Origin of the sequence: Bacteroides faecalis (genome assembly GCF_003865075.1) — a bacterium.
Classification (GTDB): domain Bacteria; phylum Bacteroidota; class Bacteroidia; order Bacteroidales; family Bacteroidaceae; genus Bacteroides; species Bacteroides faecalis.
Genome location: NZ_BHWB01000011.1, coordinates 113,548 through 137,203 on the forward strand (window position 1 = coordinate 113,548; position 23,656 = coordinate 137,203).

12 protein-coding genes and 1 pseudogene are annotated in these 23,656 nt (G+C 40.6%); 2 read left to right on the top strand and 11 right to left on the bottom strand.

The window, feature by feature from the left end:
* Positions 1 to 2: 2 nt before the first annotated feature.
* From EJF25_RS17255 to EJF25_RS17265, 3 genes are all read right to left on the bottom strand, one after another.
* On the bottom strand, positions 3 to 2,564 hold the full coding sequence (locus EJF25_RS17255; protein ID WP_007558544.1) for a TonB-dependent receptor domain-containing protein: 2,562 nt from the start codon (positions 2,562 to 2,564) through the stop codon (positions 3 to 5).
* Positions 2,561 to 3,364: a FecR family protein gene (locus EJF25_RS17260; RefSeq protein WP_007558542.1), complete on the bottom strand. Its 804-nt coding sequence runs from the start codon at positions 3,362 to 3,364 to the stop codon at positions 2,561 to 2,563. Before EJF25_RS17260 ends, EJF25_RS17255 begins: the two co-directional genes overlap by 4 nt.
* Positions 3,365 to 3,435: 71 nt before the next feature.
* Positions 3,436 to 3,951: an RNA polymerase sigma-70 factor gene (locus tag EJF25_RS17265; protein ID WP_007558540.1), complete on the bottom strand. Its 516-nt coding sequence runs from the start codon at positions 3,949 to 3,951 to the stop codon at positions 3,436 to 3,438.
* A gap of 210 nt (positions 3,952 to 4,161) precedes the next feature.
* Between EJF25_RS17265 and EJF25_RS17270 the strand changes: the two genes are divergently transcribed.
* Positions 4,162 to 4,446: a hypothetical protein gene (locus EJF25_RS17270; RefSeq protein WP_007558537.1), complete on the top strand. Its 285-nt coding sequence runs from the start codon at positions 4,162 to 4,164 to the stop codon at positions 4,444 to 4,446.
* A gap of 553 nt (positions 4,447 to 4,999) precedes the next feature.
* Here the strand turns inward: EJF25_RS17270 and EJF25_RS17275 are convergent.
* The 8 genes and pseudogenes from EJF25_RS17275 to EJF25_RS17310 form a co-directional block, all read right to left on the bottom strand.
* Positions 5,000 to 8,278: a glycosyl hydrolase gene (locus tag EJF25_RS17275; protein WP_235016844.1), complete on the bottom strand. Its 3,279-nt coding sequence runs from the start codon at positions 8,276 to 8,278 to the stop codon at positions 5,000 to 5,002.
* A gap of 29 nt (positions 8,279 to 8,307) precedes the next feature.
* Positions 8,308 to 11,355, bottom strand: a complete 3,048-nt coding sequence (locus EJF25_RS17280) for a glycosyl hydrolase (protein ID WP_125042102.1) — start codon at positions 11,353 to 11,355, stop codon at positions 8,308 to 8,310.
* Between the two features lie 101 nt (positions 11,356 to 11,456).
* On the bottom strand, positions 11,457 to 12,635 hold the full coding sequence (locus EJF25_RS17285; protein WP_160119426.1) for a DUF4998 domain-containing protein: 1,179 nt from the start codon (positions 12,633 to 12,635) through the stop codon (positions 11,457 to 11,459).
* A 37-nt stretch (positions 12,636 to 12,672) separates the two neighbouring features.
* Positions 12,673 to 13,893 carry a DUF4959 domain-containing protein gene (locus tag EJF25_RS17290; protein WP_125042104.1) on the bottom strand — a complete coding sequence of 407 codons (1,221 nt, stop codon included), beginning with the start codon at positions 13,891 to 13,893 and terminating at the stop codon, positions 12,673 to 12,675.
* A 5-nt stretch (positions 13,894 to 13,898) separates the two neighbouring features.
* Positions 13,899 to 14,381 (bottom strand): annotated as a pseudogene (locus tag EJF25_RS17295) (RagB/SusD family nutrient uptake outer membrane protein); the annotation flags it as partial.
* A gap of 235 nt (positions 14,382 to 14,616) precedes the next feature.
* Positions 14,617 to 15,903, bottom strand: a complete 1,287-nt coding sequence (locus EJF25_RS17300) for an IS1380-like element ISBf12 family transposase (RefSeq protein WP_009040242.1) — start codon at positions 15,901 to 15,903, stop codon at positions 14,617 to 14,619.
* Between the two features lie 88 nt (positions 15,904 to 15,991).
* Positions 15,992 to 17,431, bottom strand: coding sequence for a RagB/SusD family nutrient uptake outer membrane protein (locus EJF25_RS17305; protein WP_125042106.1), 1,440 nt, complete (start codon positions 17,429 to 17,431; stop codon positions 15,992 to 15,994).
* 15 nt (positions 17,432 to 17,446) lie between these two features.
* A complete protein-coding gene (locus tag EJF25_RS17310) occupies positions 17,447 to 20,629 on the bottom strand; it encodes a SusC/RagA family TonB-linked outer membrane protein (RefSeq protein ID WP_125042107.1) in 3,183 nt (1,060 codons plus the stop codon).
* Positions 20,630 to 21,081: 452 nt separating this feature from the next.
* On the opposite strand from EJF25_RS17310, the gene EJF25_RS17315 reads away from it, so the two are divergent.
* Positions 21,082 to 23,544 carry an alpha-L-rhamnosidase C-terminal domain-containing protein gene (locus tag EJF25_RS17315; protein ID WP_125042108.1) on the top strand — a complete coding sequence of 821 codons (2,463 nt, stop codon included), beginning with the start codon at positions 21,082 to 21,084 and terminating at the stop codon, positions 23,542 to 23,544.
* Positions 23,545 to 23,656: the final 112 nt, after the last annotated feature.

Consider the following 23,656-nt stretch of genomic DNA (forward strand, 5'->3'; position numbering starts at 1 on the left):
ACTTAAAATTTGAGGGTATAACTAAACGAGGGTATAATCGGGAAAATGCCAAATCCCTTACCCCTGAAACCGCCGTCGGGCAGACGCTCTATCCGGGTATAAAACGCATTCATACGGCAATAGGCGTTATAAATGCTGACGTTCCAGATACGCTCGAATCCCCTTTTGGTAGTACGCCGGAAATTGACACCCAAATCGAGCCGATGATATGCCGGGAGCGTGATGTTGTTCGGTTTCTCGTAAACCAGTTCCGGTTCGCCTGAATCCGGTATGCCCGGAAAAGAGGGCCCGTTTACATACTGGTTCGGGACGGTGGCACGGTCGCCGCTACGGTAAACCCATGCGGCGTAGGCATCTATACGGTCATTGAACTTATGCCGGTAGGCGATGTTCAGTTTATGCCGGTTGTCGAACTTGCTGGAATACCAGCCGGGATAAAAATCAGTAAACTTTTGCAAGCTCCATGAAAGCGTATATCCTGCTTCGATGACATTGTAACGGTCTTTGTATGCCAATGACAATTCTACGCCGTAAGACTTTCCCTTGCCGGTCTTGACCAGATTGTCCCAGTTCTCGGCAGGAAGCATCAGGCTGTTGCCCCCGTCGTATTCCAGCAGTTGGCTTGTGGTACGGTAATATCCTTCCACGTTCAAACTGATATGCCAAGGCAACTCCGTATATATCCCGGCTGCCACTTGCCTTGAACGCATGGGACGAACTTTGCGTGTGGAAGGAACCCAACTGTCTGTCGGCAGGTTCAGATAGGTGTTTGACAGTTGGTGCGCAAATTGGCTCATTTCCGTATAGGACACTTTCATCGTGGCTTTTTCCGAGCATTGGTAACTCATGGCCAGTCTTGGCTCCAAGGAATGGTACATCTTTCCGTCTGTCTGATAAAGGGTGTAATGCAGTCCCGCGTTTAATTTCGTCCTGGAGGACAGCCGCATTTCATCTTCCACATAAAAAGCGACCTCGTTACCCTTATAGCTGCTTGCGTTTTCTGTCGATAAGGTATCCCTGTCCGTCTGGTTTCTGGAAGCCGTGCTTTGCGGATGATATATGTGATGCAGATAATTGCTGCCAAAGCGTATATGATGATTCGTGCCGGGACGGTAGTCGAACTCCATGCGGTATCCCATGTCGTCGATTGTGGAACGGTTGGACCGTTCCATTCCCGTCATGGAAGTTTGTTCCCCGTCGGAAAAGAAACGGCTGCCTTCCACATAATCATACATGGAGATATTGCGTGAATAGACACCGGTGAAACTGCCGGACAACTTCGGGACGATTTGACAGTTCCACGTCAAAGCCGTAGTCAGGTTGCCCCATTGAGCCTTGAAATCGGAGTCGTAATGTTCCCCGTCTTCGAACGTCTGCCGGGCTTTTGTCTTCAGCAGGTCATTTCCGGAATACACGCTAAGGGACAGTTTATTATTGTCCGAAAAACGGTGGGTGATTTTCCCGTTGATGTCGTGAAAGGCATAGCGCACGTTCTTTTTGTCATCGGGATTGGAACGGTTGAGCAGGAAGAATGCCGGAGCTGTGAAAAGATCTGCCCAACTTCTTCGCATGGCTATGTTGAACGAGGTCTTGTCTTTTATGATCGGGCCTTCAAACTGGACTCTGCCATCGAGCAGCCCCAAGGAGAAAGTCCCGTGAAACTCCTTCATGTTCCCCTCTTTGGTGCGTACATCCACTACGGAAGAAAGTCTGCCGCCGTAACGTGCCGGGAAACCGCTTTTATAGAAATCCACGTTTTTGATAATATCCGTATTGAAAGCGGAGAACAGCCCGCCCAAATGGTTGATCTGGTAAAGCGGTGTTCCGTCCAGCAGAAAAAGGTTCTCATCGTTCTTGCCTCCGTGTACATACATGCCGGAAAGCAGCTCCGTTCCGGAAGCCACACCGGGAATATTCTGGAGGGTCTTTACCAAGTCCGGTGAACTAAGCAGCGAAAACTCCGTATTCAACTGTTCCGAGGTCAGCGACACTTTGCCGGTCTGTGTCGTGCGGAGGGAAGCGTTCAAGTCTGCAACCACTACTACTTCTTTCAGCGAAGTATTGCTTTCTTTCAGGTAGATGACACCGTTGTAATTGGATGTCAAATCCACCTCCTTCACCACATCCTGATAACCTATATAAGAGAAACGAAGTTTGTGTTTCCCCTCCGGCAGCGTAATGCTGAAAAATCCCTGTTCGTTACTCAGTGTTCCCGTTTGGGTATTCAAATCGAAAATGGTCACGTTGATCAGCGTTTCTCCCTTATCCTCGCATATGTGGCCGGAAAAAGTATAGTTGTTCTGGCGGAACAGCAGGACATATTCTCCCTGAATCTCCCATCGGATGCCGGTTCCGCTGAAAATCCTTTTTAGGTTCTCAGGCAAGGAACTGCTCCGCTGGAAGATACCTTTGGGCTTTATATTTGCCAAGGAAGAATCGTATACGAAATGAACAGAATACATTTTTTGCATGGCATCTATGGCTTTTTTCATTTCGGTTGAATCCTGTTGGGCTTTAGCACCCAGAGAGACACACAATATAATCGCAATGATTGTTAACTTCATTGTTTTACTTTTTCTATCTTTACATTCAACACTTTCTCTATAAACCTGATTATTTCATCAAGGCTTTTGTTCTTGAAGCTGGCCGTCAGGCGTTTATTCTCATTGCTTGCGGATAGTTTGACTTTATAATATCGGGACAATTCCTCAAGTACCTTTGGAAGTGGGGCGTTGTCGAAAATAAAGCTGCCCGCTTTCCGTTCTTTGATTACCTGTACGTCCGGTTGTTCTTCCGTCACTTGCGCTGCCATGCCTCCGGTCAGTATCACAACGTCCGGTTGCCCGATTGCTGAGAACTGCACCTTTCCCGATGTGACTTGCACGATAGCTGTGTCTGCACGGCTCTCATCGACGGTAAAGACAGTACCCAATACCCTGACTTGGGACAGTTTCCCTTCTACCGTAAACGGGTGGGCATTGTCATGCTTGACAGAAAACGCGACTTTTCCTTCCATGTGAACTTTGCGGCTGGATTTCCGGTAATCTTTTGCGTGGAAACGGACGGAAGAATGCGGGAACAGGGTTATGGAGGAACTGTCCGGAAGCATATAATCCACGGGGTGCGAGTAAGCCGTTACCTCCTTCCATGCTCCGTTTTCCCGGAAGCGGGGATAAATAAGGACTGCGACCAGAATGGCTGCCGCCATACCGGGAAGTATCCACCACAAGCGGAAGGATTTCCGTTCCTGTTCCGTTATCTGGTATTTCTCTTTGAAAGCCTTCAATGCTTTTTGCGTATCCAACTTGTTCTTCTGATAGTGGCGCAAGACAAAATGAAGGCATTTTTCATCCGTGGTTCTCATACTCTTTTATTTTGGTTTTCGTATTAATGACTGGGATTACAGACAAATTCACTATGCGGAATTTGTGAATATTAGTTAAATAAGAATGCGTAAACTTTCTGTGTCCCTTCCCGTATCAGTCGGAGCGCCTTGCTGATGTGGTTATCCACCGTATTTACGGAAATCTGGAACTTGGCGGCTATCTCCCTGTATTTCATGCCGTCGCGTTTGTTCAGCAGGAATATCTCCCGGCAGCGTTCGGGCAAGGCATCAATGGCAGTCCACATCCGCGCTTCCCTGACCGAACGTTCCTCCGCTTCCTCATCGCTCAACGTATCTTCAAAATCAGAAGGGGAAAGATTCGGATCATAAATCTCCTCCTTCTTCAGATAGTCCAGGCTGCGGTTGCGGGCAGTCGTATAAAGGTAGGCTTTGACATTTTCTATCTCGGCTCCACTGATACTTAATTTCTCCCACAAGGCAGAAAAACTATCTTGTACGATGTCTTCTGCAATATCCGTATCATGGACATAGTGCAGCACGTACAAGCATAACGAACGATAATGGTATTTAAATGTTTCGTCTATGTCTATTGTAAATTTATTCATACAAATAGGCTTATTATTCTGTGTGTCTACATAAAAGGACACAAAATAAGGCAAAATTCACTATTTCATATTGTTAAAGAAATATAACGTACCCCTTTCCCATATACACATGGTGGAAAACATCACGGGGTTTCCGCACTTTCCTTTCCGTTTTTCCACATTCTTTCTTTTTTTCCGTCCTATATCTATCGGAAAATAAAAAATACGTTTATGGAAGAAAAAGAAGTTGCGCAAGGTTTATTTGATGGTGGAGTTCGGAAAACCTTTTGCGGTAAAAAGGAGATGTATGTAGCCCTCATGGCAGAACCAACTTTTTCGCAGTTCTCCAAGTTCATGCCCGTATCCAAGAAAGACGAGGTATCGGCTATGAGAACGCTTATCAAGGACTGCTTCATCGAAGGTGACCACGAACTGGTAAATAATAATTTCCGGTTCCTCTTCGGCTTGATGGGACAACTCACCGACTTATTATCACCCGCTAGAGCACGCTCATAAATTAATAGAATGTTGGGCGGTACGTGACGACCAGCAACATCCGGCAACAGATGATTTACGCGCGTCACTACTTTCCCGGCGTCAACCAACATAAGGTGACGGACGAGGAGCCCGAACAACTTTCGGAAGAAGTACTCTGACTGTACGAACAGGTGATAATAAGTCAAATAAGCTAAGAAATAATAAAAATGTTAAATCTTCATCCTTTAGAATGTACAATTAAAGACAACGACCATATTCCTGACTTATTGCTTATAAAATATTGAGGAATAATTAGTTGTAAATACTTTTAATTGAATTCTTAGAAACAAAAATAAATTAATAGGATGACTTATCCAAAAAACAATGATTATAAATTATTTTAGATTATGTTTAAAATAGAAATTTAATAGTAAATGGTATTTACTTTTTCTTCAAAAAGATATATATCATATTAGTTCGTTAGAGGTTAAGTGATAATCTCTAACGAACTAATTTTCATCTCTGTCACGTTTTAACACCTTGATGATGACTTTTCAAGAGCATTCTTACAATAGTCTGTTTCTATAGTATTTCATATTGATTTCTCATAATTGGGTATATATTTCAACTGTACCGGTCCTATCAATCCGGATTTCTGTAACCGGGAATTGGGATTATAAGGATTCATCCCGGCCCAAGTCTCATGTTCCTCTTTAGGTAAAGCCGAATCTCCAATCAGCCGATTCACCCATGTATTGACAACATCTATCCGAAGCGTATTTGCACCCTGTTTTACGGCCTTTGATATGTTTACACTGTATGGAGAGGTCCAAACGCCACCTACATACCGATCATTCACCCATACCTTGGCCATCATATTCACTTCTCCTAAATCAAGATATATGTCATGTCCTTTTACCTCCTTCCCATCAAAGTCAAAGTTAGTGGTATAAATCATATTCCCGGAAAAAAACTTCACTTTGTTATCTGCCGACAATGACAGATCCTGAAGTTGATCCAATTGAACAGGAGTCGGTTTAGTCAGTTCGCTTTCAAAATTCAAGCTCCAGGTTGAATTCAAATCGACCGTTTTCACCGGCTCCAGGAAGTTTTTCTCTCCCATTATCGGTTTACCTTTCTTTCGGAATATAATAAATGCACTTTCATCCTTTTGCAATACGACAGGAACAGTGGTAGTTGAACCATTCCATGTAAATTCGGGCAATTTGCGTATTGTACCATTCATTGGATTCCACCATTCCGGTTGCCTATCTCCTACACGAAATTGAATATCTACATTCTGAATATCTTCGCTCTGATTCGTAATAAAGTAAATATCCGTTTCTTCCATTTTTCGATGTCCATAGTTAATTGGAACTCCGTCAGGAATCTTACAATCTTCTATACAACCTATTTTTGAAAATACTTCTTCAAGCCCCACTCCATCAAAAATCATTCCTTTACCATATTCTGCAAATTTCAGATTGACTCCATCGACCTTTCCCCATAGTTCTTTAGCCATCTTTTTTACTTGGTTGTCCGCTTCAGGTTGATTCTGCAAACTTGGAGAAGCTTCGGGAGCCGAACCCAACACAGTAGCTCCATCGGCTACTAACTGTTTGATTTTCGTTAGTACTTCAGGGCGCATTGTCTTTTCTCTCGGTAACACTAGCACCCGATAGGTGGTTCCATGAGGTAAAGTTATCAGACCTTCCTTTACGGTTGCATCTCGTACAATCACTTCTGCATTGATATAGTCGAACTGATAGCCAGATGGAAGTACAGGGTTTTGAAATCCTGTCATTTTCGGAGCGTCCTCACCTATATAATAGGCCACGTCGGCAATGTTCAATCCTTGACGCAACATATAGTTACATCTTTTTATATAGTCTATAAACAAGTCCAGATGAGAGAACCATGTATTCGTGCGGTGAAACTCCGTGCCAAACCACGAATTTGTACCGGGATACTTATCTATATCGGGCTGATGAATATAAACGTGCAGCAATGTATTGTTAATTCCTTCCGAGAAATATTTATCCATACTCCTCTTCGCATCAGCCGGAACTCTGGAAAAAGCGGGACCACCGCTTGTATTCGATTCTGATGAAACCAGATTCTTACCATATATGTGTGCACAAGAAGATGCAGCACGATTTTCAATATGTCCTAACTGAGTTTCAGCAGGAATCCAGTACTCACCCGCTACTTCGTCCGACTGCCCACCATACATCAGGAATTCTCCTGGAAATCCCCAGTGACCATAGTTTTCGAGCCATGTACGCAAACCATATTTGTGGCATTGCTCGCGGAAACCGCCTACATAATCATATGCTATTTTATCGGCTACCAATCGACGCAGATCCCACAAAAACTTATCCGATTGCTCCTGACTACCCACTACATTACCGAAATAAGCCGGTAAAAACGGTAATGCATCATATCCATAACGTTCTTTAAACTGCTCTAAGAAATCATCGGTAAAGTTCTCACCCCCGGTTTCATAACTATCTTGTACCACTACTTTAAATGTCTTACGATCCTGAGGTGGGATGCGTTCCAATATCTTTCCTATATAAGCGTCAAAGTGGGTTGCAACGTGTTTCTTATTCATTTTATCAATTTCAAGTCCTGTCCCATCTGGTCCCGCGGGAGCATTCATTGCACCTGTAGGGGTCATACCTGTTCGCAAAACAATCCATTCCCCTTCTGGTACATTCCATGTTAGTTTACCGTCGGCAGACATATACTCTGAGATATCCAGAATCTTCTCCTGATTTATATTCAGCGCATTGTTGCTTGGTTCAGGTTGTTTTTGCCACGTATAGTAATCAAACGGTGGAAGCGGAGACTGATACATTTTCGCTAAAGTCTTTGTTGCATAATCTTCTATGCGGGGGGAAGCAGATAACTCGATCTCTGCGATACCTCCTTCATTACGTCTGTTAGTCATCAGAATCCTGAACTCTTTTGCTGTTGTTTCCTCAAAAGATATAACCACTGGAGCAAAAGGCTGGAATCCTACATTTAAATCAAGACGATGCCAGTCGATAACAAACTTTGTCAGTGTCTTATATTCATTCCCTGTTTTAGCCTGGAGTTCCACAGCAGCATTGATATAAGTATGTGTAGGGTATATCGTCAGACTACGTGCTGTAAAATTATTCTTCGCAACCATATCTATCTTTACCTCTGTATTTACAGGCAAGTTCATCCCATTTACCTTATCGGAATCAAACATTTGGTCGGAACCTTCTAAAACCGGGGAAACCTTAATTTGAGAATTCGCGTTATCCAATTTCAACTGATAATCTTTGGGGGCAGGATATGCAATGACTTTCACATCCTCAAACTCTTGCATAGGTTTCTCTAACTGTATTGAAACAGATGTCGGTCCCTGTACTCTTGTCTCCGAAGAGGTCAGATAACGCATCGCTTCATCAGGTTTCACCCAGGGGCCTCCTGCCTGAGACCACCCAGGTGAATTGAATATACCAATCTCAATACCCAGTTCCGATGCTTTTTTTAATGCAGCGTGAGTTACCTCCCACCATTCATCACTCATTAACTTTACATTTCGTGCGCCCTCATAGGGATCAAAGTAGATATTACCGATAAATGCACGGTTAATACCGACTTTCTTCATCGCTTCCAAATCTTTTATAACCCCTTCCTTAGATATATTTCCACACATCCAATACCAATAAACCGACGTTTGGACAGTTTCGGGAGGATTAACAAAGCCTGATTCCAAGTCTTGTACAGTCATCTTATGAGCCAAGAGTGCCACAGACCCTCCCAATAAAATAATCCCCATTATTATATAGTACTTCCACGAAATAGTTTTTCTTCTTGTTTGTTGCATTTCCATTCTATTTTTCAGTTCCTGAATTATTTGATTTATATCGGCAATTTCAACTTGACGGGTCCTGATATACCGGAATCAAACAAATTCATGTTGGGAACCCCTTCCCATCCCCACGTACGAAGTTTGCGCATATCATCTTTCATCCATATTTCATTAATGATCAGATTACCGACTCTTATTCTTATTCTATTCTTACCCGGTTTTAGCTTATCCGATATATCAAAGACAAACGGAGGCCATAAGCGTGCACCAACCGATTGGTCGTTCACGAAGACTTCTGCCATCGATGTAACTTTACCCAAATCTATTGTGATCTCCCGCGAAGGATTATCAATGGAAATAGTTGTTTCACAATCAACATAACCTGTGTACTGCTGCAAACCAAACGCATACCATGACTGCAAATTCTCAACCTCTCCCGTACCAACCAAAAACTTGAAAGGTACGATCGGATTTTTTTGTTCTTCGGAGTTCAACACAAAGCCTAACAAAGATGCTTCTGACGATAAACGTACTAACGTATCCGACAACTTCTGTTTCTTTCCATCCACCCAAATGTCTTTACCCAACATCTGCTCAGGCAATACAATGGCTTTTGTCCCTATCGGTATGTTCATTCTCCAATATGCATATTTACTACTCAGGTTTTCACGCCAAGCATAATATTTCCAATCCGACTGGTCATACTGGGGCTGCAATCTATTTTCATCAATTCTTTCTTCGTTGGAATAAAATACTTTAGCGGTTGTTTTGAAAACAGTGTCTCGTTCCGGATAAGTAAGTTTCCATTTCCCTTTCAGAATCTCCTCTTTGAATGCGATATTCTTTTTTTCCATGCTTTTGGCAGTCTTCATTTGTGGATTGAAAGCAAGCCAATAACCCTCATATGGGTTCAATGTCAATACAACTTTATTATATCCCTTCTCTTTATCGAAGGGGATTAGCTGCATTTGTCCAGTTTCACAGTTCCATATTTCCGCCGCGCCCTCTCCATCTCTCAACCATGCTGTAAAGTTTCTGATGGTGTCTGTATTATTGGATAGCCAATAAAGATGTGTATTGCCAATGGTTCGATGGGCTGTATACAGTCTGCCTGCATTTTCAAATTTCATTTGTGGTTTCACGTTGTTATTGAGAGCTACTACCAGTTCTTTCTGTTTGTCCCGTTGAGTAGCCAGATCAATTACATTCGACATTCTTTTTAGAGCATTACTCTGTGCTATGATCATTTCATCGTTCATTCCATATTCAGAGGAACCTTTGGGAAGATCTCCCAACAGAATAACAGTTCCACCTTTCTTAGCAAAATCTACAATCTTTTGAAATGCGGGACGGGAAATGACATAAACCGGTGGAAGCACCAATGCATAAAAATCATGCTTATTAATTGTTAATTTAGTCTTTCCATTAGATGCTCCAATCTCTCCTTTTTCCAAATAATAATTATCTCCTATCAAGAAATCTATATTGTTCACGTTCATTTGCCGCATTGCCTCCGAAAAGATCCGGTTTGTTTCCACCGCACGTTTATCCCATCGCTCTTCTTGTCCCCATGCATTCTCTTTAAAATAACACTCAGAGAAGGCCCAGACACTTTCCAACGGATTGATTAATAAAGCATCCGCAACCAACCGACTTTGTCGGGTTACAAAAGCTGCTCTTCTAGCAAAGTCTGTCCAAAGGTGCATATAGTCCCAATACGGATTTTCCGTATACCAGTCAGAGGGAAAAGGAATTGTCTCTAATTTCCTATTCATGTAAATGCCATGAGGAACTACATGATTGACTCCAAAAGAAGTTACGGAATTGATCGTCATTTTCATCATTTCGGGTGACTGTATCCATCCTGCGACTCCCATAATCTCACTCATGAAGGGGCGGTCTTCAAACTCGGCAACGGATTGTATTTCTTTAAAATCGTGTACTTCCTGCGATTTCATCACAAGGCAGTCATTGCCGGGCATTGTTACGGCACGGGTAGTCTTCATCAGATCGCCCACCGCTACAGTTTGTGCTAACAATGATTCTTCCCACAAATTAGAGATATAATACATTCCTCGTTCCTTCAACCAAGTAACTAAGGGTTCAAAATAACATTCGGTATACACATCGGACACAACCTCGAACCAGTCGCACCGGGCTTTTGCATAAATACCGTCTTTATCTTCTTCAGTCAGTAAAGGCAACCACAATCTGATATCGCGTTTTTTCTTATTCTCATATTGTTGGGCAAAATATTCTGACCATGCCATTTGCCAACCATAATCGCCTTCGTTATCGACAAATACTCCGGGCATTGTTCTGCCCATCTCTTTGCTAAACTGTTCATCATACTTCTCGTGTACCAGTGGAATAAAGACTTCCATTAATTTAGGATTAAGATAGTTTACCCTCCCACCATCAATACCGGAATGGTGTTTTACTTCATAGGTGTAAACTACCCAATCCCCTTCAGGTGCTGTCCAACTAATATTCTTCCCTTTTCCTATCACTTGTAGGGTTGTGGCGTCAATCCGGCCATTTACTTTTTTTCCAGCAACTGCGAAATCAATCAATTCATATTTAACTGTCTCACTTCCTGCCACTTCATATCGCTTCCATGCCAAATATTGAGCCTCCAAATCCGGTGATAGTTCGAGTACCTTACCTGCCGCTTGACCGCTTGGCCAGTTGTAGTCATCACAATAGCTAAAAGACATTCCGAGCTCTTTCGTTTTCTGTAAAGTATTGCCAAAGCTGTTGAACCATGGTTTTGCCAGATACTGCTCTACCGGAAGTGCCGCTACGGAACCATCAAATCCCGAACGAGGATGAGCATATCCCGGATTCAGTCTTTGTTTTGCCATTTTTTCTGCCATTGTTGCCGCAGATTGCTCATCCTTAATCACATCATCCCAAAACCAGAATGTATGGGGAGCGTAAAACATCGGTGGATTCATAAACATATTACGAACCTCTTTCGGATTATTATATTTCTTCTGCCATTCAGGCAGGCCCTCCTTTTTTGTAAATTGGCATACAACAGTAGTACACAAACAACAGCCTACAACAATCAGACAACTAAGTTTTATTATTTTCATAAATCTCTTGAATTAGTTTCATTTAAAATTCTTGTATCATTCTATTTATAATCATAGAGGCCCAATCGTATGAGCTTTGTATGATTACAGAAACTATTAACTTATTCCCTCTCCTCCCCTAAAATAGACAGTTCCGCTAAGTGTGCATAGGGACTATTATCATAAGACTTATTCATCACTATTTTGAAATAGGAGAAATTTTCTTTCGTATCAACCGCATAATATTGAGGCACTACGTCTGTGCGTGAATAAATATCGTATGTTTCTAAATCAACCCAATTTTCTCCATCATTACTTCCTTGAATAGTGAAATTGCTAAAAGAATATCCTGATCTACAATTCGCGTCATTTCTACATTGCAATACAACACGTCTTATATTAACCTTCTTTTTCATATTTACAGCTAACCAATGCGGATAACCGGGTACATCACTTCCTGAATGACGACTATGCCAATACGTCGGAACCAAACCTGCATTGGCTGTATTTTCAATCACACCATCCAGCACTCTTTCCGGATTTGCTCCTCCATAACCCGTCTGTCCTGTTGGTTCATAGGAACTGGCAGTAATAGTCCAATCACTTCTATCTATGATGGTTAAAGGTTTGCTTATCTCTGCTACTGCTTCAAAAACATCCACACAGGTAGTATCTGGAACAAAAAAACTCTGGAAACTGAATTCTGTCCCCATCTTATAATCATTCAAAACCAATGCTTCATTACTTTGCGCATCAACAACAATCTTTGTTTCCTCATTCTCTTTATTGATATAACGAAACTCAGTTTTTGTTATATTACTAGTAAGATCGGCTTCATTCCATTCCACAACCAGTTTATCTACATCTATATAAGCAATATTGATCGTCCGATTATACAAGGAAGATTTGTAGACATCACCATATGCCCGGCTATTAACCTCTACCGGGACCGACTTATTGCCATCGGCATCATAAGTATTGATGACAAATGAATAATCACGTTCCTCCAGATTATCAACGACGAGTTCTACATTATCTGAGTTTCCCACAATATCGAACTCCCTCTTCTGACGACCATCATCCCAAGAAACAACAGCTTTTGTTATAGATGAATCAACCCCTTTTTTCCATTTTAGCACCACTCGTTTATCTCCTGAATACCCTCTGGGATCGGTAGGTTTCTGAGGATAGATATGTCCCCCATATACGATATATTCCTCATAAATATCTTCCATACTTGAACATCCGCCAATTCCTATTATAATGCTCAATGATAAAATAACTCTTATAATTGCTTTCATTATTATTTTCATTTATTTATTAGATTTAATCTACTTCTCATTTCTTAAGAATCTTGCCATATACCTCTAATTCAGCAATAATAACCTCTCCCATTTCCGTCTGACCATCCCAGGTTTCATAAGTACGCCATCTCAAGTAACGGACAGGAGGAGTTGGTTTCGGATCACCATTTTCATCTAAGAACTCAAAATTTTCCCCCTCTACGTTACCATATTGGAAATCTTCTTTTGTGGGTGATCCTGTCAAACCGGATGGCTGGAATGAAGAGAAACGTCCTAATTTGATCCAGTCATCGGAATTTGTATCAGGATTTGGATTGTCCAGTGTAGTACCAAACAACTCAAACTCTTTTACGCTAGTATCCAAATATGCATATACAGGTCGTTGATGTTCTACTATGCGGGTAATTTCCACCTCACATTTCAAATCAATGGTAAATGATTGAGGAAATTTAGTACTTTTGGACGAAGCCCACAAAAATAAAGCATCGACATCCCAGCGTCCATCCCACATTTTATCAATGGTTAGTCCGGGCACTCCTTCCTTCCATGAATCTCCCACCATTTCTTTATGAGACCACGGCTTTGGAACTTCTTCTTCAAACACTGGAGTAATAGTTTGCTTGATTGTATCGGAGATGTTACCCCAACGATCGGAAATAAGCACTCCAATGTTGGTTGGTTTTGATTCCATTCCACGTTGCGTAAACTCTCCTGTCTTCAAACCTGAATAGAACCTCTTGACTACTTCCCAACGATTGGATTCGATATCTTCTTGAATCAAATCATAAATCAAATCTTCACCAGACAGGTTGGCATACGATAATTTCACACCTCCAATAGCCGAACGGACAAAAAGAGTGTTTGCCACGTCTTCCACTACCGGAGTACCCGGAGTTACTTCTACGATTAAAGGTTTCGACTCTTTACCGTTCTTTCCTACCGAATACACTTTCACTTGTGTAGTTTCAGAAGAAGCAAATCCTTTGAGCACTAATGAATCGACATATACAGAACTCTTTGTCTCATAAACATGCCCCGGACTAATTTCGTAAACAGCTTTAATACAAAGCAAGTTTTTATCATTAGGGATTTGATATTTTAAAACTGCTCCACCAAGAATGGATTTTACCATTACCTCATCCAGTGCTACAGGAGCCGGTTTACTTTCGTCCACCAAATCTATTCTAACAGACTCTTTACAACCTAATAAAAGGAGTAAAAAAGCAAACGATAATATATATATACTTTTCTTCATAGCGTTTATTTATTAATTTTCCAACCAAGATTCTGCTCCATATTCGGATTAATTAGGATCTCATAATCCCTAATAGGCCAAAAATAATCTTTTAGGCCAAAAGAAGGAGAAGCAATGGTTCTTTTACGATAATAATATTTCGACTCTCTTTGTGTAAGATCCCAACTCTGTATTGGTGTTTGATACAATTGAATTGCTATTTTCCAACGACGAATGTCCCAGAATCGTTGTCCTTCCAAACATAATTCAATCATACGTTCTTGTTGAATGATGTCTCTCAATCCTTTCTGAGATTTAAACTTTGTCGGGTTGCTGGAATATTTCGTCCACGATTCCTCCACACCCTTTAGTCCGGCACGATCTCTCACTTTATCTAAATAAGCCATTGCTAATATCCTATTTTCTTCTGTATCTTCAGCTTCATTTAGTGTCTCGGCATATAAGAGATAAAGGTCTGCTAAACGCATGATGGGCCAAGGATATGTATTGACCGTATAATTATCAGTGCCTTCGCCTTGTACGTTTTTAAAATGAACAAACTTTTTAGGTTGACCTCAAATCCGCAACTAAGCCCTTGAACGTCCTTATTGCGTTTACACGTCCTCTCATTACTGAATTTGCAGATAATTTGAACTTGAAGCACCCACTTCTGCCTACAATATCCCCTTACCCCACAATGTGACTTGAGGCAATACACAATATCATTCCCATAAGTTGTAGGCATTATCCAAAATCAGTCTGGAAAACATCTGCGTAAGCATTATTACAGGTATAGATGTTCAGCACATACCGCCTTGATGTCCTGATCCACTTGGCTGGTACAGAGATAAACCTGAAGACAAACGCTTTTATGCGACTTGTTGCATTGAGCCCGAACTTCTTTACGTCAAGTCTTTGAATAATGGCCTTGTAAAAGTTACGGATAAGTGCTGTAAGAAGAAGGAACACTGTGTTCTCTGCCATGAAGGATTTGGGCAATCTGTCCCACCCGAAACCATTGTTCATATCATCGAAGATACGTTCCTTTCCTCCACGAAGGTTATAGAACTCGACAATTTCTCTTACGGAAGAATCATAGTCGTTAGTCAGGATACAACGGTATGTGTATTCTCCTTCCCAAAAATCCTGCACACCATCCATCCGTTTCTGTCTTTGAATCACAAGTCGATATGCCTTACCTTTCCACTTCTCAACAAGGATAGAGTTCAATTCAAACTCAATGCCATTGATTTCCTCAGTTTTCCAGCCTTTGAGAGCAAAGGTGTCATTGTAGATCGAACTGCAGCGGTTAGCACGGATATAGAAGGACTTGCAGTGTTTTTCTATTTCCTCCACGATTTCCTCGGAACATGATCCACAATCAGCTCTGAAGCGATTGATAGTGAGCCCATTCTGTTCAAATCTCGCAAAGAACCTCTTCAGCGTGTCCTTCTGATGGAAACGAACATTTGTGTTACCATCGCTATTCTCTATACCGACTATCAAATCGCCAATAACCGCCACGCCAGGGCGATAACCAAGGAACTTCTTGTATGTAGGCTTTGCATCATACTTCTCTGTCTCTATGAACTGATGGTCGAAATCAACATCATACATCTCACCCTCTTTCAGTTGGCCAGATGCAAATATACAATTGAGCAATAAAGTATTGAGAGTGTCAGCCGTATTGAAATCGTAGGTCTTGCCCATATCTGATGTGTATGAAATGTTTTCTTGCGTCAACTCCTTTATCGCCCTGAGGATAGTATCAGAGCTACAAGTGCGAAGTGTCGGATGAAGCGAGAGGTGGTTCATCAAATGAGTAGTGACATCCTCAATACATGAACCGCTACAGAAGTAGATACTCATGAGAGAACGGATGATTTCGCTGTACTGATAACCGAACGATCTACACCTTAGACCGAGGGTTGAGTCGATTACAGATGATAATGTGGAGTCAAATTGCTCCATGATTGAAAATAATCCCCCAAAAGGAGTGAGTCTCTCAGATTTAATTTGTATCTTCGCCATGTCTATCGTCGGATTCTCTTGTTTTTTTTGCAACACTAAGATAAGTGAAAATTCTGACATGGCAAAATCCTGAGCAACTTTTTGTTGCTCAGGTACTTAAAAAGTTTAATTTATAATAGTGTTGCGGAATTAAGGGTTGATATCCAGTCACCGGACCAAAAGCCAAACTACGATAACCATGAACTTGATTTCTCAATCCTCTTATATAAAAAAGATCTTCCGGTTTGCCATCATTTTCATTTCCTTGTCCGTACCACACGCCTGTATCAAATCCAATCCACGCATAGAATCGCGGTTCACGGTTAAAATGTATATTTACCGTTTTAGCTCCTTTATGAATATAAAGTTGGTCATCTGCAGTAGCAGTACGCAATTCATAGAGTTCATTTTTATTAATCGTTTTATCTTCCATCACTGGTACACCGTGATCCGAATAGAACTGTTCCGCTACTTTCATAGATACCCCCAACCCTTGAAAAAGTCGAGAACCTTCTTGATATCGAAGATCTAGTTTGGGAGTAGAATAAGTTTGTATATCAGTTTGTACACTTTGTGTATTAGCCCAAATCAACTCAGAGTTCCACCTTTCTGTAAAAGCTCCTCTCAATGACATTTGTGTTTTAATTGTATCTGTCAGATCATATTGAAAACTTCCTCCATACTCGTACAGTTTCATACCCAATACATTTTCACAAAGCTCTACAGCCTCTTTACAAGCCTGTACTGCTACCTTCCATTTATCAATAGATACCGTTTGATTAAACAATGGAGTCCTATCCTTACTTTTTGAATTCACCAAAGCACTTTGTTCCGTATTGCCATTAAACAGAGGACTAGCAGCATAAACCAACACCTTCGCTTTCAATGAGTAAGCTATAGGCATCGTAATTCTTCCCAGTTCTTCGTACTCATTAATAACACTCTCAGGTAAATCGTCCTTGGCTTCATCTAGTAACTGTACAACATAAGCAAAACAATCATCTACAGGCTCACGAAACACACTGACGGTTTTCTCGTCCGCATCAATAGGCAAATTCTTACGATTAAGTGGAATGGGACCATATTGGCATATCAGCATGAAATGATAATACGCTTTCAAAACTTTCGCTTCCGCCAGCCATTGTTTCTTTTCCCAGTCGGGCAAATCAGGTACAGTGACTACATTTTCTATGAATATATTACAATCTGATATTGCACGATAATAATGGTACCAATGATTTACCAAGGGACTTGTAGAGTTTTGCAAGCCACGTTCTATATTAAAAGCTTCATACCCAAACTTTTGAGCCGCCGTAGCAGAATTTTCTAAGGTCCACAATTCATCTCCCCATAATGCAGCATCGGCACTTATCTCACCATGCTTAGGCATAAAAGAATAACAAGTATACAAGAACTTTTTAGCCTCTGCACGTCTGTTGAATGCAGTCTCCAATCGGGCAACGCCATCAGGAACGATATCTAGAAAATCGGAACAGCCACTTAAGCTTAATGCTAATAGTAAAAGTGGGAGTAAAAATTTGTTTTTCATATATTTTCCATGTTATTAGTTAAACGTAATATTAAAACCGATATTGAATACACGTTGTAAAGGATAGCCTATTCCTCTGCCCGCCATTTCAACATCCCACAGCTTAAACTTACTAAATAGTAACAGATTCGAACCGGATAAATAAATACGGAGAGACGATATTTTCAATTTTCTTTGCCATGCAAGCATATCCGGTAATGTATAACCTATTTCTGCTTGTTTCAAACGTAAGAAAGAACCATCGCGCTGCCACCATGTAGAACCTACTTTATTATTAGAATGTACGAAAGTGCTTAAACGTGGATATAAAGCATACATATTTTGATTGTCTTCAGACCAATGACTATCAGCATATGCTTTCAATAACTGTGTTTCTCCTTGAAAAGGGGTTGTATTCGTAGCATCAATCCAGAATGATTCGCGAGCTTGTCCCTGGAAGAAAGCAGAGATATCAAAGCCCTTGTATCCAAAAGAAACGCCAAATCCATATACTATCTCAGGAATTTCAGGATAACCGATAGGAACCACATCGCTTTCATTAACCACACCGTCGCCATTAATATCCGTATATTTGATGTCACCTCCACCGTAAAAGTCAGAGCCTCCCACATTCTGTTTTGGAGAGTTCTCAGCTTCTGCATCATCAGCAAATAAGCGCTCTGCAAGATAACCATACATCTGATGAATAGAATTACCTAAATGTGATCTCCATTTTTCTGGATAGTTCGGTTCAGCATACTTTTCATATTTAGAACGGGCAAATGTAAAATTACCTCGTGCCCCTATCCACATTCCATTCATAAAAGCTTGGTTGTATTCTAAGCTAAGATCGACTCCCCGTCCGGACGCCGCACCCAGATTGGCTTTAGGTGTAGCCGATAATCCCAAAGTTTGTGGAATAATAGGTCTATCCATTAGAATCTTGTCACGATACTCTCTATAATATTCAGCGATAAACATTAACTTATTCTCCAATAATCCTATTTCAACCGCCCAATTATGCTTTGAAGCAACTTCCCAACCAATTTCAGAGTTTGCATAACGCTTCACACTTACACCGTCAAGCCCATGATTTAACTCTTTACCAAAAGTTGCGTGCCTGTCCGTATCATTCATATTCATCTCTGAAAGATAGAAAAAACGTTCAGCAGCCGTCCCGATCTGATCGTTACCTATAAGTCCATAAGAATAACGGAATTTTAATTGAGAAATGTATGGCTTCACATTTTCCCAAAATTTCTCATTCGAAACCATCCATGCAGCACCCGCCGAAGGAAAAAAGCCAAAACGACGACTTACATGAAAACGTTCCGAACCGTTGTATCCAAAATTAAATTCAGCAAAATATCTTTTATCATAACCATATGTGAGGCGTCCCGAAAGCCCTACGTTTCGGGATGGCAGTGATAGTTGTAAACTCCCTGTATTTGCATTTAAAGAATTGCGGAGCATAAATACCATCAACCCGCTCACATCATGTTTTTCACCAAATGTGCGATTGTAATTGACCATAGCTTCTCCATAATAGGTAGAGTTAAGCACCTTATCTCCACCTTCCTCTGAATAGTGCAAATACTCCGTACCGTCTTCATTGATCAGTTCGTAACCGTACTTGCCAGTATTTGGATTTCGAAGTGTGGTTTTATAATAAAAGGGAGTAAAGCCGCGAGTCACCGAGAATGACGAAAGGCGGGATACATTAAACATGGCCCGGACAGAAAGACCTTCTGTGATAAAATCCAGCTTTTGTTTTCCTTCCACGCTTGCCTGCATCAATGTTCTGGAGTAGTCTTTGTATCCATTCACCAAATAGGCATAAGGATTGACGTAATGCCCGTCTTCAGCATTACCAAACATGATATGATTAACAAACCGATGTTCTTCATCTCTTTCATAATAAGCCGGAAAAAGCACCGGATTGGAGTGCAATATTCTATCATACATTAAAGCTCCACCTTCACGCGGGCCACTATAATCATCAAATGTACCATTTAAGCGTACTACAAGTTCTGTAGTCTTAGTGACATTTATATTCACATTCGAACGCAATGAAAACGAATTGTTATTAATATTATTATTGAAATTATTGCGCTTATCCACTTTAAACATACCCGTATCGTGACTAAAAGCTCCCGATACGAAATATTGTGCGGAATTACCTCCACCACGAATATTAATATTCACACGTTGATTTGTAGTTACCTTCTTGAGTAGTTCTTCCTGCCAGTTCGTACAAGGGTAATAAACAGGATCAGTTCTGGCAATAGTATTGTCTATCTTTTCCTGCGAATACAAACCATCAAGAGTAGCTCCAACTCCTCCACGAAAACGAGTTAATAAAGCTTCGTTATACATTTTCATATAAGTGACTGGATCTACTACATCAATATTCTTGGTAGGCATTGAAAAAGAGTTTTCTGCTCTTACTGATATTTTAGCAGTACCAACATTCCCCATCTTCGTAGTAACCAGAATTACGCCATTGGCCCCACGTGCTCCATAAAGCGCTGTAGCAGTAGCATCTTTCATCACAGAAAAACTTGCAATATCATCCGGTTGTAGTCGAGCTAAATCGGTCGTACTAAGTTCAATACCGTCAATCAAAATCAAAGGATTGTTATTATTACCAAACGAAGTAACTCCACGAATAAAAAAATCTGCATTATCCTTTCCCGGTTCTCCGCTGCGTTGATAAGCAATTACACCTGCCATGTTTCCGGCAAAAGAAGTAGTAAGGTTACTTGAAGGACCTCTGATTTTACCAATATCGACTGTAGTAACAGAACCAATGACGCTCTCTTTTTTCTGTTTACCAAACGCAACAATAGTAACTTCTTCGAGAGCAGTAGTTTCTTCTTGCATCGTTACTTGAATCACTTTCTGATCTCCTACCTTAATTTCTTGTTTTGTAAAACCAATGCATTGAATGACTAAGATACTTTCGGTACTAGGTACAGCAATCGTAAAATTACCATCAATATCAGTAGAAACTCCTATTGCGGTTCCTTTAACAGACACATTTACACCAGGCATAGGACCAACTTGATCCATCACTCGCCCCGTAATCTGAATCTTAGTTTGCTCACTTATTGGTACATTACCATTCTGGTCAGAAGCAGTAACAGCCAATGAAAAGAACATGGACATGAGAATAATCCAAACCCTCCCCTTCAATTGTTTAAATGTCAAATTTTCCATATTAATTAGATTAATGTAATAAAAAGAACTCCCAATTAAGATTACAAAGTCACAGCTAAAAGCATTATATGTACATTTAATTCCATCGTGTATTTCTTGCTACTAAATCTACATATAGCAAAAGTATGATTTACTAGACGAAAAGCTATTTAGTAATTGATTATAAACATGGATAAAATGATATTAGAACCGGCTATTAAAAAGAGAATAAATAAAGTGCTCTTTAAAACTAATTAAAAATTAAGTTATTGTATTTTCAGAGATGAATAAAAAATAGTTCATAAATTTATGCAGCCATGAACTTACGATCCTAATCATATATACCTTAATTATATATTCATACCATTAAAGATCAAAAAAGCCATCTTTAAAATCAAAAAGAATATGTGATTTACATAAAAAAAGGCGTTCTTTGTCATAATATAACATAGTATCTATAAAGACAAAATACCATGATAATAGATTTAAAGAAAATTTTATTACTTGCTATAATTGTTATTTCCTTTAGCACATTTAGTAAAGCCGAAAAAAGCCACTCTTCCATCAAAGAGCCATATCCGAGTATCACAGGAAGACCAACAGGGGTGAAAGTCCCCTATTCGCCTGATCCGTTAATAAACTATCGTTGGCAACGACCATCGTGTGATGATGATCTGGAGATTTATTCATTACAACCGAAATCAGTCAAAATGCTCCCCAAAGAGTTTGTGAAATATAAGAATCCATCGGATCCCATCGTTGTGTCAGGAGATTGTGATTTGATGTTCGACTTCGGACAGGTAAATGCCGGGTGGTTGGAGTTCGAATGTACAAATATGAATGCTGATGTTACATGTAGTATCAGTGAATTTAATGAACCTGCCATATTTAATGCCGGTTCCGAACATCCGCTCAAAACTTTAGCTCCGAAACGCTATGGCAATACATATCGTTTAGAACTCAATAAACAATTATATGAAGGAGTACGCTACGCATGGATACATCTAAGAAAAGTAGAACATAAAATCACAATCAAAAAAGTTAAATTGGTTTGTCAGACAAAACCTGTAAACTATGAAGGTAGTTTTTCATGCAATGATACAACATTGAACCGTATCTGGTATACAGCTGCATATACTGTTCGACTTAACTTATTGAAAGATTATTTTGGAGCCATTTTAATGGAAAGAAGCGATCGCCACTCGTGGACGGGTGATGCGCATACTTCACAAGCTGCTTCGCTCGTTGCATTCGGAAATTATGATTTTGTACGAAAGAACTTGCTATACACGTCCGAACAGTACAATGGCATCGAAAGTTACTCATTATATTGGGTGCAAAGTTTAGTTGATTACTTCAATTATACCAATGACAAAGAAACTGTCCAACAATTAATTGACAATGCCTGTAAGAAGCTGGAATCCGCCTATCGACAGTATGATGAATTACCTTCGCTAACCTTTTATGGATGGGACGAACGTTTAGGTGGCGGCTTTGAACATCCCAACAATCCCGAAACACAATTAGCCTATCGAATGCTTGCCATCCAATCATGGAATCAGTTTGCCAAAGTAATGGAAACATGTGGTAAATATGAATTAGCAGCCCGTTATAAAAGTTATGCCGAAGAGAAAACAGCCCAACTGCATTGTCTCCCTCGCTGGTATAAGAACCGGGATATCTTCGCTCTATCGGATGCCATCAACGCAGGCGTAGTACGTCCGAATGAGAAAGAAGACGTATGGCAAACAGCTTTTACCGATCGCCTTCAAAGAGTGTCATATTCCCCATTCAATCAATATTTCGTAATCAATGCGATGGCACGCATGGGACGACACGGTGAAGCACTTCATACAATTGATGATTGTTGGGGTGGACAACTTCGTTATGGCGCTACCACTTTCTTCGAAGTATTTCGTCCGTCATGGAATCTCTATAAACAAGCACAGAATGACGCACCTGTCAATAATCAGTGTGGATACACCAGCTTTACTCATCCTTGGAGTAGCGGAGTCTTAAAGTGGTTGAGCGAAGAGATACTAGGCATTCGTCCCTCTGCTCCGGGCTTTACGGAATTTAATGTATGTCCTCACTTAACAGAAGGATTGACTCATGTTAACGGATCTGTCCCTACCCCTCATGGAACAATTGTATTTAAGATAGATATGCTGAAAGGTAAGGGTAATCTGACCGTACCGGAACATACGACAGCAAACGTTTTTATTCCACTGATGCAGACAAAGAGAGTAAATGTATTTGTAAACGGGAAAAAGGTTTCTGTAAAAACAAACGGAACGCATACTTGTCTGCCTTCATTACCGACAGGTACATATAACTTCTCTTTTACTTATGAAGGAGAAAAGGTAGAAAGTCCTCAAATACAGGAACCAATTATTTACCGCTATACAGCGGAAAGCGTAAAGGAAGATTCGCTGACACGGGGAAATTGGATCGGAAAATATGGTTCAAAAGGGTACATGTTATTCAATTTTGACGAACAAGGAGTCCATCGTTCAAAGCTCCCGGCGCAGTGTAAGAGTATAATTTTTCAGAAAGACGTAAACTGGCATGCCGATGAGCTGACAAATTCCCTTTCAGCACTTCTTATTCCTGGTTCAAAAGAAGGAAAAAGACAATTAGGTGGCATTATTACCGGAGATCCGGCTGCTTGTTGGCAGACTTTTACAATGGATATAGACTACCGGAACAACGAATCCTATAAGGTAAGTTTATATCTGGTAGACCCCAACGGAAACAGACGTACAGCCATCGAACTGTTCGACCTGGATAGTAAACGTATCCTTATGCCTGTGCACATGGTAAGAGATTACCGGGGAGGTAAATATGTGACCTTTACGGTAGACCGCCCTCTACGTATCCGTATTTGTCAAGTACGAGGAGATAATGCAGTCTGCGCCGCTCTATTCCTCGATTGACATAATATGACATAAAGATAGTATTTAATTGATTATATTACCATTTACACAGTAAACCGAGAAATATACTATCTTGTTCTTTTAAATATTGATGTCCAATAAATAAGAATAT

Bases quoted from the DNA above. Each gene is read 5' to 3' on its own strand.
- EJF25_RS17270 (WP_007558537.1), top strand. From the start codon at position 4,162: ATGGAAGAAAAAGAAGTTGCGCAAGGTTTATTTGATGGTGGAGTTCGG.
- EJF25_RS17280 (WP_125042102.1), bottom strand. From the start codon at position 11,355: ATGAAAATAATAAAACTTAGTTGTCTGATTGTTGTAGGCTGTTGTTTG.
- EJF25_RS17285 (WP_160119426.1), bottom strand. From the start codon at position 12,635: ATGAAAGCAATTATAAGAGTTATTTTATCATTGAGCATTATAATAGGA.
- EJF25_RS17290 (WP_125042104.1), bottom strand. From the start codon at position 13,893: ATGAAGAAAAGTATATATATATTATCGTTTGCTTTTTTACTCCTTTTA.
- EJF25_RS17265 (WP_007558540.1), bottom strand. From the start codon at position 3,951: ATGAATAAATTTACAATAGACATAGACGAAACATTTAAATACCATTAT.
- EJF25_RS17305 (WP_125042106.1), bottom strand. From the start codon at position 17,431: ATGAAAAACAAATTTTTACTCCCACTTTTACTATTAGCATTAAGCTTA.
- EJF25_RS17255 (WP_007558544.1), bottom strand. From the start codon at position 2,564: ATGAAGTTAACAATCATTGCGATTATATTGTGTGTCTCTCTGGGTGCT.
- EJF25_RS17260 (WP_007558542.1), bottom strand. From the start codon at position 3,364: ATGAGAACCACGGATGAAAAATGCCTTCATTTTGTCTTGCGCCACTAT.
- EJF25_RS17315 (WP_125042108.1), top strand. From the start codon at position 21,082: ATGATAATAGATTTAAAGAAAATTTTATTACTTGCTATAATTGTTATT.
- EJF25_RS17310 (WP_125042107.1), bottom strand. From the start codon at position 20,629: ATGGAAAATTTGACATTTAAACAATTGAAGGGGAGGGTTTGGATTATT.
- EJF25_RS17300 (WP_009040242.1), bottom strand. From the start codon at position 15,903: ATGGCGAAGATACAAATTAAATCTGAGAGACTCACTCCTTTTGGGGGA.
- EJF25_RS17275 (WP_235016844.1), bottom strand. From the start codon at position 8,278: ATGGAAATGCAACAAACAAGAAGAAAAACTATTTCGTGGAAGTACTAT.